Source organism: Salmonella sp. K21076, from assembly GCF_039650795.1.
Classification (GTDB): domain Bacteria; phylum Pseudomonadota; class Gammaproteobacteria; order Enterobacterales; family Enterobacteriaceae; genus Salmonella; species Salmonella enterica.
Genome location: NZ_JBCLYA010000046.1, coordinates 62,886 through 75,390, shown reverse-complemented (window position 1 = coordinate 75,390; position 12,505 = coordinate 62,886). Strand labels below are relative to the sequence as shown.

The window sequence follows — 12,505 nt, the reverse complement described above, 5'->3', positions numbered from 1 at the left end:
TGCTCACTGTTGATAAGGCCGCGCAAGCGGCCTTTTTTACGCAAAAATCATAAAATACGCTTATTGTTAGATTGATTATTTTTTGCCATATTAATAAAAGGTATAATCCTTACTGCGTTAAAGGCTTTTCTTAGGAAAGTTGGCCATTTCTTAATTCAGCCATTAATTAAGAAATATTAAGAATATTCCTAGCTATTTTCTCCTGTCAGAGTCTATTGTTTTAGCCTGAAAAGCTAAAAAACGTTAACCCAATGATTATACGAGCAATAAAACTGGTTCCTTTTTAGGCGACCGACGTTCACTGTTAAAATTCGAAAAAGTATGGCGACACACGGCTTTCACGCAATTGTAATTTTTAGTAATATGACGATGAAAAGTTTTTTAGAGTAGATTATAGTTAAATCATAAGGTGACGTGGGAAGTACCAGGTTAGTTAGTTGTATCCATCCCGAAGGTGTTCGGTTAGTTTAAGCCACTAAAAAGGGGATGCATTATGGACGAATACTCACCCAAAAGACATGATATAGCACAGCTTAAATTTCTTTGCGAAACCCTGTATCATGACTGTCTTGCAAACCTTGAAGAAAGCAACCATGGCTGGGTTAATGACCCGACCTCAGCAGTCAACCTGCAGCTCAATGAGCTGATAGAGCATATTGCAACTTTCGCGCTTAATTATAAAATTAAGTACAATGAAGACAATAAATTGATTGCGCAGATAGATGAATACCTGGACGACACCTTTATGTTGTTCAGCAGCTATGGTATTAATACGCAGGATTTGCAAAAATGGCGTAAATCGGGCAACCGCCTGTTCCGTTGTTTCGTCAACGCCACCAGGGCTAATCCTGTTAGTTTGTCTTGTTAAAAATTATTACAATCATAGGTAGAATTTATGTCTGATAAACCATTAACTAAAACTGATTATTTGATGCGTTTACGGCGCTGTCAGACAATTGACACTCTGGAGCGCGTCATTGAGAAAAATAAATATGAATTGTCCGACAATGAGCTGGCTGTATTTTACTCAGCTGCGGATCACCGTCTTGCAGAATTGACGATGAACAAACTCTACGACAAGATCCCCTCTTCAGTATGGAAATTCATTCGTTAATCACGCTACATTACTTTTTAGAGAACACGCAGGTGTTATCTGCCTCCTCGTTCTGGCTAATAACACAACGGGCTATTATAGAACAGTGATATAGATCACATACCAATAGCAGGGAACGTTCCCTCTAATACTTTATTATTGCTTCTATTGCGATAATATCCACCAAGGGGAGCGCGCGATGAGTGACGAAAAACAAAAAATGATCGCTGGGGCACTGTATTGCCCGACCGATGAAACTTTATGCCAGGATCGACTGCGGGCGCGTCAACTCATCCATCAATACAATTATACTACGCCTGATGAAATAAATAAGCGTCAGGCGATTTTACGCGACCTGTTGGGTCGATGCGAAGACGCCTATATTGAACCTTCCTTCCGTTGCGACTACGGCTATAATATTTTTCTTGGTCACTCCTTTTACGCTAACTTCGACTGCGTCATGCTTGATGTTTGCCCAATTCATATTGGCGATAATTGTATGCTCGCGCCAGGGGTACATATCTATACCGCCACGCACCCGCTGGACGCCGTCGAACGCAACAGCGGCAGAGAATTAGGTAAACCCGTCACTATCGGAAATAACGTCTGGATAGGCGGACGAGCCGTCGTTAATCCTGGCGTAACCATCGGCGATAACGTCGTCGTCGCTTCAGGCGCTGTGGTGACAAAAAACGTACCGCCAGACGTCGTGGTAGGCGGAAATCCGGCGCGAATCATTAAAAAATTGTAGTTCAAATGATAACTGTTATGCTAATTCGTGGTTAATCTGTTACTTTTTTCACGTTACACCTCCCTTTAAAATGGGCTGTTACTACCCCCTATGTCGCAGAAATCATGAAGGCAAAAGATGACAGAGATACAGCGCCTGCTTAGCGAAACTATTGATGACTTAAACGTCCGTGAAAAACGCGATAACAGGCCGCGTTTTAGTATAAGTTTTATCCGCAAGCATCCTGGGTTATTTATCGCGATGTATGCAGCCTGGTTTGCGACGCTGGCGGTCATGCTGCAATCAGAAACGCTGGTGGGGTCAGTGTGGCTGTTAGTGGTGTTATTTATCGCATTTAATGGCTTCTTCTTTTTCGACATCGCCCCGCGTTATCACTATAACGACATCGATGTGCTGGACCTCCGGGTCTGTTACAACGGCGAATGGTACAACACCCGCTTTGTTCCCCCCACGCTCATTGAGACGATTCTTCAGTCTCCACAGGTGGATAATGAACATAAAGTCCAGCTGCAAAAAATGGTTGCCCGTAAGGGCGAACTTTCCTTCTACGATATTTTTACGCTGGCCCGCGCAGAAGCCAGCCGGTAATAAAAAAGTGCGCACCCTCCCTGGTACGCACTGCTTTCCCTGAACTGTTGGTTTTTTAACGTCTTTTTTTACGCCCCTGAACCGCCTTAAAACGCGGATTTGTTTTACAAATCACGTATAAGCGTCCTTTGCGTTTGACTATCTGGCAATCCGGATGCCGTTGTTTTGCATTGCGAAGTGAGTTTAACACCTGCATTTCATTTACCCCCGTTTAGCGCCGATAAAATGACCAAAACGTTTCTGGAAGCGTGCGGCGCTACTTTCGCTATCAAACGTTTTCTGTCTACCGGTATAAAAAGGATGCGATTTTGATGACACATCAATAGTGACATACGGATATGTCACGCCGTCCAGTTCGATTTCACGTTCAGTTTTGATAGTTGATCCCACTTTCACATATTCATTTGCGCTGGTGTCGTGAAATACGACGGTTCGGTATACAGGATGAATATCAGGTTTCATTGCGCTCTCTCAATTATGTTATAACATAACAATAAAATACGCTATCAACGCTCCTTTTTCAACCGGTAAACATTCACGATCTCTTCCTGGCGGCAAAAGCAACGTGGCGTAACGCGTTAGTCTGGCCCCTGTATCTGTAAAATCGATAAAATAGCTTTATCATTCGAGGGCGCGATTTACGATCGGATATACTTTCTCTACGCTGTGTTTATAAGGACATCACTGTGACAACACGACATCTGGTCAGCCTGGTAACGGGAGTGCTTATCCTGTCTGTCCTTTTCCCGATAGGATTGAGCCTGTGGCTGGCGCACCGTCAAGTTGAAAAAAGGTTTAACGAAGAGCTGGATATCTTCTCGTCCCGGGTGGCGCTACGTACAGAAAGGGTCAGTGACCAGGCAAAAGCCGCGTTAACGCATATTGCCTCCTTTAAAGGCGAGCCCTGCAGCAGCGCCCATTTACTCGCCATGCGCCGCGTGTCTTATAGCTTTCGGTATGTCCAGGAAGTTCTGTATCTTAAAAATTCGATTCCCGTTTGCTCCTCACTTGAAAAAGAGAGCCATATTCCCGCTTTCCCTCCGCCCATGAAAATCACTCGCGACGGTTATCGCGCCTGGTTTACGGCGCAAAACGATCTGGGTATAAAACGCTATATGGCGGCACTCGGGAGCGACAGCTATATCGTGATGATCGACCCGGCGTCCTTTATCGATGTGATTCCGTTTGGCGCATGGCCGATTGACGTCGCTATTATTGGCCGGGAACGCAATACTGTGGTTGCCAGCAGCGGTAACCTTGACCACGCTATTCTTCCGCTCATTCACCATGAGACGCCCCTGCGGCTGGAAAACCGAGGCATTCAGTATGCTATCCACCCCTTTCCGGAAATGGGCATTACTATCGTAAGCTGGGCACCGACCGCTCCGCTGGAAAGGAGCTGGTATCGACAAGCGTTTATCTGGCTACCGGCGGGCATCGTAACGGGTCTGCTGGCTGCGGCCTTTATTCTGCGTATTTTGCGTCGGCTACAATCGCCCCGCCACCGTCTCCAGGATGCGATAGACAATCGCGAAATTAACGTACACTATCAGCCTATTGTCTCCCTGAGCAGCGGAAAAATTGTCGGTGCCGAAGCCTTAGCTCGCTGGCAACAGGCGGACGGCACTTTCCTTTCGCCGGAAATTTTTATCGCGCTGGCTGAACAAACCGGGCTCACGGAGCCGCTAACCCGGCTAATCATCGACACCGTTTTTGAAGACATGGGGAGTTGGTTAAAGTCCCATCCCGAACAACATATTTCAATCAATCTTGAGGCATCCGATCTGGCGTCGGAAACGCTCCCGACGCTGTTAAGCACGCTGCTGAACCGTAGCCAAATTTCTCCGTCGCAAATCGCGCTTGAGTTAACGGAGCGCGAGTTCGCCGATCCGAAAACCAGCGCGCCCATTGTCGCCAGATACCGTAACGCGGGACATTCCATTTATATTGATGACTTTGGCACCGGCTATTCCAGCCTCAGCTACTTACAAAATCTGGATGTGGATGTCCTTAAAATTGATAAATCTTTTGTCGATGCGCTGGAATATAAAAACGTCACGCCGCATATTATTGAAATGGCGAAAACGCTCAAACTTAAGATGGTCGCAGAAGGCATCGAAACGACCAGGCAAGAACAGTGGCTACGCCAGCATGGCGTACATTATGGTCAGGGCTGGTTATACAGTAAGCCCCTACCCGCTACGGCATTTATTCTTTGGGTGGAACAGCGGCTATAACGTCGCACAGCAGAAAAGAACAGTGTGGAAAGGCAGAATTGGGTGGGGGCCCTGCCAGCTACATCCCGGCACACGCGTCATCTGCCTTGGCTGCTTCCTTCCGGACCTGACCTGGTAAACAGAGTAGCGTTGCGGGAGAACCAACAGAGCCCCCATTGAGAGCGTTGTGAACCAACGCGCAGGCGCATTATCACTGCTATATCGTGCAATTGCAACCTATCAGGCATCGGATGCTGGTTTCTTGCGCATCCGGGCTTTCCTCCCCCCTTATTCCAGATTATCCTGAAGCATTAACGCAGGATTCTATTATGGATATTCAGGACACATTTCCTCAACGCGTCTGGCAAATCGTCGCCTCGATCCCGGAAGGGTTTGTCACGACCTACGGTGATGTCGCCCGGCTTGCCGGTTCCCCTCGGGCGGCGCGTCAGGTCGGCGGAGTTTTAAAACGTCTGCCGGAAGGCAGCACTTTACCATGGCATCGGGTGGTGAACCGCCACGGCGCAATATCACTTACCGGGCCGGATCTACAGCGGCAACGTCAGGCATTACTGGCGGAAGGCGTGGTGGTGTCGGGAAGCGGACAAATCGATTTACAACGCTATCGCTGGGTGTATTAACCCTCTCCGTAACGGAGAGGGTTGGCGCAGGATTAATACTGGGTAGGCGCAGGAACGGCAGAAGACGGATTGACCTGGGTCGGCGAAGTCGATGGAACCGTCGTCGTCGCACCGCCGCTGGCCTGCACAGGCACCGCCGTTTGCTGTACCGGTACCAGCGTCAGATCCGCTTTAGTGCCGCCATTGTTAATCACCGGTTTCACGCTATCGGTAATAAATACCAGCTTATTGTCAACGGTGATGGCCGCGCTCAGAAGAATACGCGCGTTAGGTTGAATATCTGATGGGTTAAACGGCAACACAAAACTGAAAGGCGCCTGTTTACCTTCGGTACGTACCGCTTTTTGCGACAGCACCTTAGACGGCGCATCAGCCAGCGAAGCATCTGAAAGCGTCACGGTCAGCACCGCATCTGGCGGCAGAGCGACCTTCTGGCGGATCCAGACGGTACCGGAAACATTGGGTTGCTGAATAGTAGACTGGTTAGCTGTAATCGACATGTTAGGGTTTGGCGCAGGCGTCTGGATATCAGCGCTTTTATCAGCGCAGGCCGCCAGAGATATCGCAACCGCTAAACCACTTACGATGTGCACGAGTTTCATTCAATTCTCCTTATCATCAATGCACCAGCAGGCCTTTCCCCCCGCCGGAAGAGTGGTTAACAGAAATACAACGTGATTAAGTGTGGCACATGTCACTCATTTTTGCCTGGAATTGGTCTGTTATTCAGACTTTTGTACCCATCGGACCACTTGCAAAATTGCGTTATACTCTGCCCTACCTCGCTTCGGCATCGTTGTCACCTGGAGAGTATGTATGAGTCAGACACTGAATAATTTGCTGACATTATTGAATCTGGAAAAAATTGAAGAAGGACTCTTTCGGGGCCAAAGTGAAGACTTAGGGCTGCGCCAGGTATTTGGCGGTCAGGTGGTGGGCCAGGCGCTCTATGCCGCCAAAGAAACGGTGCCGGAAGCGCGACTGGTGCATTCATTCCACAGTTATTTTCTGCGGCCAGGCGACAGCCAAAAACCCATTATCTATGACGTAGAAGTGCTGCGCGATGGGAATAGCTTCAGCGCCCGCCGCGTTGCCGCTATTCAGAACGGGAAACCCATCTTTTACATGACCGCCTCATTCCAGGCACCGGAACCGGGTTTTGAACATCAAAAAACCATGCCGACGGCAGTCGGGCCGGAAGGACTACCGTCAGAAACGGAAATCGCGCAATCGCTGGCGCATTTACTGCCGCCGATTCTGAAAGAAAAGTTTCTCTGCGATCGCCCGCTGGAAATTCGTCCCGTCGAATTTCACAATCCGTTGAAAGGTCACGTCTCCGCGCCTGTGCGTCAGGTATGGATTCGCGCCAACGGCACCGTTCCGGATGACATTCGCGTCCATCAATATTTACTGGGATACGCCTCGGATCTGAATTTCCTTCCCGTCGCGCTTCAGCCTCACGGCATCGGTTTTCTGGAAAAGGGCATTCAGATCGCCACTATCGATCACTCTATGTGGTTCCATCGTCCGTTCAATTTTAATGAATGGCTACTTTATAGCGTGGAGAGCACTTCCGCCTCCAGCGCCCGGGGCTTTGTTCGCGGCGAGTTTTATACTCAGGATGGCGCGCTGGTCGCTTCAACCGTGCAGGAAGGGGTAATGCGTAATCACAATTAAAAAACATGCCGCTATGCGGCGTTAATGGCCTGATGACGCTGCGCTTATCCGGCCTACGGTAGACTGGGTAAGCGCAGCGCCATCAGGCATGTTGCGCAATCACGCGTTATACGCATTCTCGCCGTGACTGTTCACATCCAGCCCCTCGCGCTCCTGCTCTTCCGGTACACGCAGTCCAACAAGGATATCCGCCAGTTTGTAACCAACAAACGCGACAACGCCGGACCAGACGACCGTAATAGCAATACTTTCCAGCTGTACCATCACCTGATGTCCCATCGTAACGCCGTCGACAAAGCCGACGCCACCCAGCGAACTGGCGGCAAAAACGCCGGTCAGGATACAGCCGACTATTCCGCAAACGCCGTGAACGCCAAATACGTCGCACGGATCATCTACCCGTAGCAGACGTTTAAGCATGGTGACTCCCCACAATCCCGCCAGACCCGCAATAACGCCGATAACCAGCGCGCCGCCAACGCCAACATAGCCACAGGCTGGCGTCACGCCGACCAGACCGGCAATCGCGCCGGAACACGCTCCCAGCAGGGAAGGCTTACCGCGTAGCGTCCACTCGCCGATAATCCACCCCAGAATCGCGGCGGCGGTCGCCACCACGGTGTTCACAAAGGCCAGCGCTGCTATCTCGTTTGCGCTACCCGCAGAACCCGCGTTAAATCCAAACCAGCCGATATACAGAATCGCAGTACCGGTAAAGACCATCGGCAGGTTATGGGGTTTAAATGCTTCTTTCCCAAAGCCGACGCGTTTGCCAATTAAATAAGCCCCCACCAGCCCGGCGATAGCGGCGTTAATATGCACCACCGTACCACCGGCAAAATCCAGCGCGCCGTGAGCAGCCAGCAGGCCGCCGCCCCACACCATGTGCGCAATCGGGATATAAGAGAGCGTGAACCACACCACGACAAAAATCAGTACCGCCGAAAAACGAATACGCTCCGCCAGCGCGCCGACAATCAGCCCGACGGTAATACAGGCGAAAGATCCCTGAAACGCGACATGAATATACTGATAAATCGTACCCGTTACCGCCGTCAACGCGATATTCTTCAACATCGCCCCATCGGCATTACCGAAGAAATGATTCCCTTCGCCAAAAGCCAGCGAATAGCCGTACACCACCCATAAAATACAGACCAGCGCAAAGGTGACGGTCACTTGCGTTAACATTGACAGCACATTCTTGGCGCGAATTAATCCGCCGTAAAACAGCGCGATACCCGGTATCGTCATGAACAGCACCAGCGCGGTGCAAATCATCATAAAAGCACTATCCGCTTTATCGGCAACCGCTGGCGCGGCTATCGTTAGCCCAGGCAGCAGCGCCAGTGAAGCCAGTGTGGTTTTTATCATCGCTATCTTCATTTTTTCATTTCCTGTTGCTGTGTGGCGGGTCTTACAGCGCTGCTTCGTCAGCTTCGCCGGTACGAATCCGAATAACGCGCATGAGCTCCGCGACGAAAATTTTGCCGTCGCCAATTTTTCCGGTGTAAGCCGCTTTACTGATGATATCGATCACCTCTTCCAGTTGGTCGTCGGCGATAGCCACATCAATTTTGACCTTCGGCAGGAAATTCACGCTGTACTCCGCGCCGCGATACAGTTCGGCGTGTCCTTTCTGACGGCCAAACCCTTTCACTTCGGTGACGGTCAGTCCCTGAATGCCAATGGAAGAAAGCGCCTCCCGCACGTCCTCCAGCTTGAACGGTTTGATAATCACGGTAACCAGCTTCATAGAACCCTCCAGTCAGAATTAGGTAACGGCTGCCGCCGCGCATGGACTCTTCAGGATGGATATTGCAAAGGATGTGCCAGAAGCTGGCGAGCGAGGAAAAGCGCGGTTAGCGGCGCGTCTTTATATTGACGCGCCCCAAAAACGAAGCAGGGAAAGAAAAACGCACCACGACGGTGCATAATGGGCGAGGTTTTGCCCTGTGGCGCCAAACCTTACGCCGTAGGGCCGGATTCTTCGTGTACGCTGGCGGCTAACTCCTCGCCAACTAACTGTAATTGATACATTTGCCAGTAGCGCCCTTGCGCCGCCAGCAATTGTTGATGCGTCCCGCGCTCCACCGCCTGGCCGCGATAGAGAACCAGAATGGTATCCGCCTCCACGATTGTCGATAGCCGATGGGCAATAACCACCAACGTGGTGCGCTCGCGAATCGCCGCCAGCGCCTGCTGTATCGCCTGCTCAGTGCCGGAATCGATGCTGGCCGTCGCTTCATCAAGAATTAATATTTGCGGGGCGTCAACCAGCACGCGCGCCAGCGCCAATAGCTGTTTTTGCCCGACGGACAGCGTATTTCCCTGCTCGCCGAGATGCGTATGCAGCCCGTCGCTCAGGCCGCGCGCCAGATCTGCCAGTTGTACCGTTTCCAGCGCCTGCCACACCTGCGCCTCGGAGACATCGCGCCCCAGCGTCACATTAGCCAGAAAGGTATCCGCCATCACTACCGGGTCCTGTTGAACCATCGCCACGCCCTGGCGTAAAACGCGATGATTAAGAGAGGCGATTTCTCGCCCATCCAGCCGAATTTCGCCTTGTGTCAGGGGGTAATACCCCATTAATAAGCTGGCGAGCGTGCTCTTCCCGCTGCCGGTGTGCCCCACCAGCGCCACAAAGCTACGGGACGGTACTGATAGCGTAATGTCCTGTAAAACAAGATTATCGTCGCGGTAAGCAAACGACAGATGATCAATATCAATCGCCCCGCTTTGTAACGGCCTGTCGTCGCTGCCATAGCGCTGGCGCGGGCGATCCATCAGTTCAAAAACACGCTCTCCCGCCACAACCGCCTGCTGTAGCATGGATTGCTGGGTGGTCAGTTCAATGAGCGGCTCGTTCAGACGTGACAAATAGCTAATGAACGCATACAGCACCCCGACCTCAATCGTGCCGGCAGACGTAAAGCTGAAAAGCATCAACAAACCGCATAAAATGAGCGCGGAAAAGAGGCTAAGCAGCGGACGCAATAAAAAGCCGTCCAAGCGCAGCGTCTGCATCCGCGCCATGTAGTGCGAGCGGCTGGCCTCGCCCATGCGTTCGCCGAAGCGCGCCTGCTGGCGAAACTGCTGAATTACGCTCATCCCATTGATGATTTCGTTAAAGCCGTCGTTAATATCCGCCAGGTATGCCCGCACGCGGCGTACAATCGGCGTGCTGTAGCGCTGATAAATGACCATCACGGTCAATACCGCCGGAAAAATCAAAACCGCCACCAGCGCCATCCGCCAGTCAAGGCTGAACATGGCGACCAGCATGGCGCCGATCAACGCCGCGCTACGTAATACCGTTGCGACGACCGTGACGTACAGATCGCGGATGACTTCCGTATCGTTGGTCACGCGTGAAATTAATTGTCCGACAGGCTGCGTGTCGAAGGCGCTTAGCGGCTGGCGCAAGGCGGCATCCATGACGTCCGTGCGCAAGGACTGAACCACGCCAACGGCCGCCCGGTTAAATAATAAAGACTGGGCGTAATGCAGACCCGCCGCCAGAAACTGTAGCCCCACATAGGCGGCCGCCAGCCCCGCGACCTTGCCCAACGGTAAATGGTGGCGGGCCACCATGTTATCAATGAAATAGCTGATCAGCAGCGGACCGCTAACCTCCGCCGCCACCGCAATCCACAGCATCATCACCGCGACAGAGAGCGGTTTTCGCCATGGCGAGCCATACGCCAGCAACCGTTTCAGCGTCGGCCATAGCTGTCCAAAACTACGCATTCACCGCCTCCTCGCCGCGTTCCGGCGCGTCATCCAGAGCGGCCTCCAGTTGCTGATAGCGATACATATCGCGATACCAGCCAATCTGCTGCGCCAGTTGATCGTGATCGCCGCGCTGAACAACATGACCATGTTGCATAACGATAATTTCATTGGCGTCGGTCAGCGCGGATAAACGATGCGCGCTGATGATGACCGTACGCCCTTCGCCCCACTGGCGCAAATTATGCAAAATCTGATGCTCCGTACGACCATCTACTGCTGAAAGCGCATCATCAAGAAGCAGAATTTCCGCATTCAACAGTAGCGCTCTGGCTATCGAGATACGCTGTTTTTGCCCACCCGATAACATGACGCCACGTTCACCTACCTGCGTGTCATAGCCCTGAGGCAAACGGAGAATATCCTCATGTACGCTGGCTAAACGCGCCACCCGTTCAATCTCTTCCTGGGTCGCCTCCGGGCGTCCGAGCGCAATATTATTGGCAATAGAATCCGAGAACAAAAACGGCGTCTGGCTGACGACCGCCAGTCGGCTACGCCAGCTATCCAGTTGCAGATGCGTCAACGGCATGTCATGGAATCGGATCTCTCCCTGCGTCACATCAAAATGGCGCTGGATAAGCGACAAGATTGTGCTTTTCCCCGCGCCGGTCGGACCGCATATCCCCAGCATCTGACCCGGTTTAAGACGAAAGTTCACATTCTCCAGCGCCGGATGCGTCGTTTGCGGATAGCAAAACTCACGAATGGCCGCCGTCAGTTCGCCCCGCCCCGCCGGGACGGGCTCTTCGCCATCCTTAACTACCGGCGCTTCCGCCAGCATGGCGCGGATGCGGCTGTAAGCGGCGCTACCCCGCTCCACGATATTAAACATCCAGGCCAGCGCCAGCATCGGCCAAATCATCAACCCCAGATACATCATAAAGCTGGTGAGTTCGCCCAGCGTCAGGCTGCCGTTAACCACCATCCAGCTTCCGCCGCTAATCGCGAGCAGGTTCGCCATGCCAATGGCGATGTAAATGGTTGGATCAAAACGCGCGTCAATACGCGCCACGCGCATATTTTTCTTGCCGGTATCTTCGGCATCCGCCGCAAACAGCGAAGACTGGCGGTCCTCCAGACCAAACGCTTTGATCATGCGGATGCTGGTCAGACTCTCCTGCGTGCGGTCGTTCAGGCTGGAGAAGGCGGCCTGCGCCAGTTTGAAATAATCATGCAGTCGATCGCCGTAACGTTTGATCATCAGCGCCATAATCGGCATCGGCAACAGCGCTAATAGCGTTAGCTGCCAGCTAATTTGCGTCGACATGACAATCAGTACCGCGCAGCCCATTACCAGCGAGTCAACCAGCGTCAGAACGCCCTCGCCCGCCGCAAATACGACGCGATCCACATCATTCGTCGCACGCGCAATAAGATCGCCCGTTCGATGGCGCTGATAAAATTCAGGATGCTGACGACTCAGCTGGCGATAATAATCTTCACGCAGTTCGACGGCTAATTGATAAGAAGCGCCAAATAGCAGCACGCGCCAGACATAGCGCAACAAATAGACCACTACGGCGATCAGGGCAATGGTGCCAATCCACATCGCTATTCGGCCTGGAGTAAAATGCTGTGCGGTTACGCCATCCACGACAATCCCCACCACTTTGGGCGGGATCAGCTGAAGCATCGCAATAAGCATAAGCAGGGCCACCGCGCCAAGATAGCGACGCCATTCCCGGCGAAAGTACCAGCTTAATTGAGCAAATAATCGCACGCGTTATTTCCTGATATGATTTCC

Annotated in this window: 14 protein-coding genes and 1 other RNA gene; 7 read left to right on the top strand and 8 right to left on the bottom strand. The window is 51.9% G+C overall.

The genetic code is table 11. The features are described from left to right. Positions 1-493: 493 nt before the first annotated feature. The 4 genes from tomB to AAYN39_RS14300 all read left to right on the top strand — a co-directional run bounded on the left by tomB (position 494) and on the right by AAYN39_RS14300 (position 2,432). Positions 494-868: an Hha toxicity modulator TomB gene (tomB, locus tag AAYN39_RS14315; protein WP_000344807.1), complete on the top strand. Its 375-nt coding sequence runs from the start codon at positions 494-496 to the stop codon at positions 866-868. A gap of 27 nt (positions 869-895) precedes the next feature. Beyond that, the gene (locus tag AAYN39_RS14310) at positions 896-1,114 is read left to right on the top strand and encodes an HHA domain-containing protein (RefSeq protein ID WP_001280991.1); all 219 of its coding nucleotides are present in this window, start codon (positions 896-898) and stop codon (positions 1,112-1,114) included. 178 nt (positions 1,115-1,292) lie between these two features. Continuing rightward, positions 1,293-1,844 carry a maltose O-acetyltransferase gene (maa, locus tag AAYN39_RS14305; protein WP_001278793.1) on the top strand — a complete coding sequence of 184 codons (552 nt, stop codon included), beginning with the start codon at positions 1,293-1,295 and terminating at the stop codon, positions 1,842-1,844. Between the two features lie 117 nt (positions 1,845-1,961). Further along, entirely contained in the window at positions 1,962-2,432 is a 471-nt protein-coding gene (locus tag AAYN39_RS14300; RefSeq protein WP_000136183.1) for a YlaC family protein, read from the top strand. 55 nt (positions 2,433-2,487) lie between these two features. Here the strand turns inward: AAYN39_RS14300 and ykgO are convergent, their stop codons facing one another. Then, a complete protein-coding gene (gene ykgO, locus AAYN39_RS14295) occupies positions 2,488-2,628 on the bottom strand; it encodes a type B 50S ribosomal protein L36 (protein WP_001197749.1) in 141 nt (46 codons plus the stop codon). A 5-nt stretch (positions 2,629-2,633) separates the two neighbouring features. After that, positions 2,634-2,894, bottom strand: coding sequence for a type B 50S ribosomal protein L31 (locus AAYN39_RS14290; RefSeq protein WP_000801415.1), 261 nt, complete (start codon positions 2,892-2,894; stop codon positions 2,634-2,636). 224 nt (positions 2,895-3,118) lie between these two features. Here AAYN39_RS14290 and AAYN39_RS14285 point away from each other — a divergent pair, with 224 nt between their 5' ends. Continuing rightward, positions 3,119-4,669, top strand: coding sequence for an EAL domain-containing protein (locus tag AAYN39_RS14285; RefSeq protein WP_000213129.1), 1,551 nt, complete (start codon positions 3,119-3,121; stop codon positions 4,667-4,669). Between the two features lie 49 nt (positions 4,670-4,718). Here AAYN39_RS14285 and ffs read toward each other — a convergent pair. After that, positions 4,719-4,815: signal recognition particle sRNA small type (gene ffs, locus AAYN39_RS14280), an RNA gene on the bottom strand. Between the two features lie 84 nt (positions 4,816-4,899). Between ffs and AAYN39_RS14275 the strand changes: the two genes are divergently transcribed. Next, the gene (locus AAYN39_RS14275) at positions 4,900-5,289 is read left to right on the top strand and encodes an MGMT family protein (protein WP_000961285.1); all 390 of its coding nucleotides are present in this window, start codon (positions 4,900-4,902) and stop codon (positions 5,287-5,289) included. Positions 5,290-5,321: 32 nt separating this feature from the next. On the opposite strand, the gene AAYN39_RS14270 is transcribed toward AAYN39_RS14275, so the two are convergent. Further along, positions 5,322-5,891: a YbaY family lipoprotein gene (locus AAYN39_RS14270; RefSeq protein WP_000779802.1), complete on the bottom strand. Its 570-nt coding sequence runs from the start codon at positions 5,889-5,891 to the stop codon at positions 5,322-5,324. A 214-nt stretch (positions 5,892-6,105) separates the two neighbouring features. On the opposite strand from AAYN39_RS14270, the gene tesB reads away from it, so the two are divergent. After that, positions 6,106-6,966, top strand: a complete 861-nt coding sequence (gene tesB / locus AAYN39_RS14265; RefSeq protein WP_000084179.1) for an acyl-CoA thioesterase II — start codon at positions 6,106-6,108, stop codon at positions 6,964-6,966. 99 nt (positions 6,967-7,065) lie between these two features. Here tesB and amtB read toward each other — a convergent pair whose 3' ends face one another. The 4 genes from amtB to AAYN39_RS14245 form a co-directional block, all read right to left on the bottom strand. After that, positions 7,066-8,352 carry an ammonium transporter AmtB gene (gene amtB / locus AAYN39_RS14260; RefSeq protein ID WP_000684912.1) on the bottom strand — a complete coding sequence of 429 codons (1,287 nt, stop codon included), beginning with the start codon at positions 8,350-8,352 and terminating at the stop codon, positions 7,066-7,068. Positions 8,353-8,383: 31 nt separating this feature from the next. Then, complete coding sequence (gene glnK / locus AAYN39_RS14255) at positions 8,384-8,722, bottom strand: P-II family nitrogen regulator (RefSeq protein WP_000780341.1); 339 nt, start codon at positions 8,720-8,722, stop codon at positions 8,384-8,386. Between the two features lie 212 nt (positions 8,723-8,934). Beyond that, complete coding sequence (locus tag AAYN39_RS14250) at positions 8,935-10,716, bottom strand: SmdB family multidrug efflux ABC transporter permease/ATP-binding protein (RefSeq protein WP_001256093.1); 1,782 nt, start codon at positions 10,714-10,716, stop codon at positions 8,935-8,937. Beyond that, positions 10,709-12,481 carry a SmdA family multidrug ABC transporter permease/ATP-binding protein gene (locus AAYN39_RS14245; RefSeq protein WP_001235563.1) on the bottom strand — a complete coding sequence of 591 codons (1,773 nt, stop codon included), beginning with the start codon at positions 12,479-12,481 and terminating at the stop codon, positions 10,709-10,711. The genes AAYN39_RS14250 and AAYN39_RS14245 overlap by 8 nt, the downstream gene beginning before the upstream one ends. Positions 12,482-12,505 lie beyond the last annotated feature (24 nt).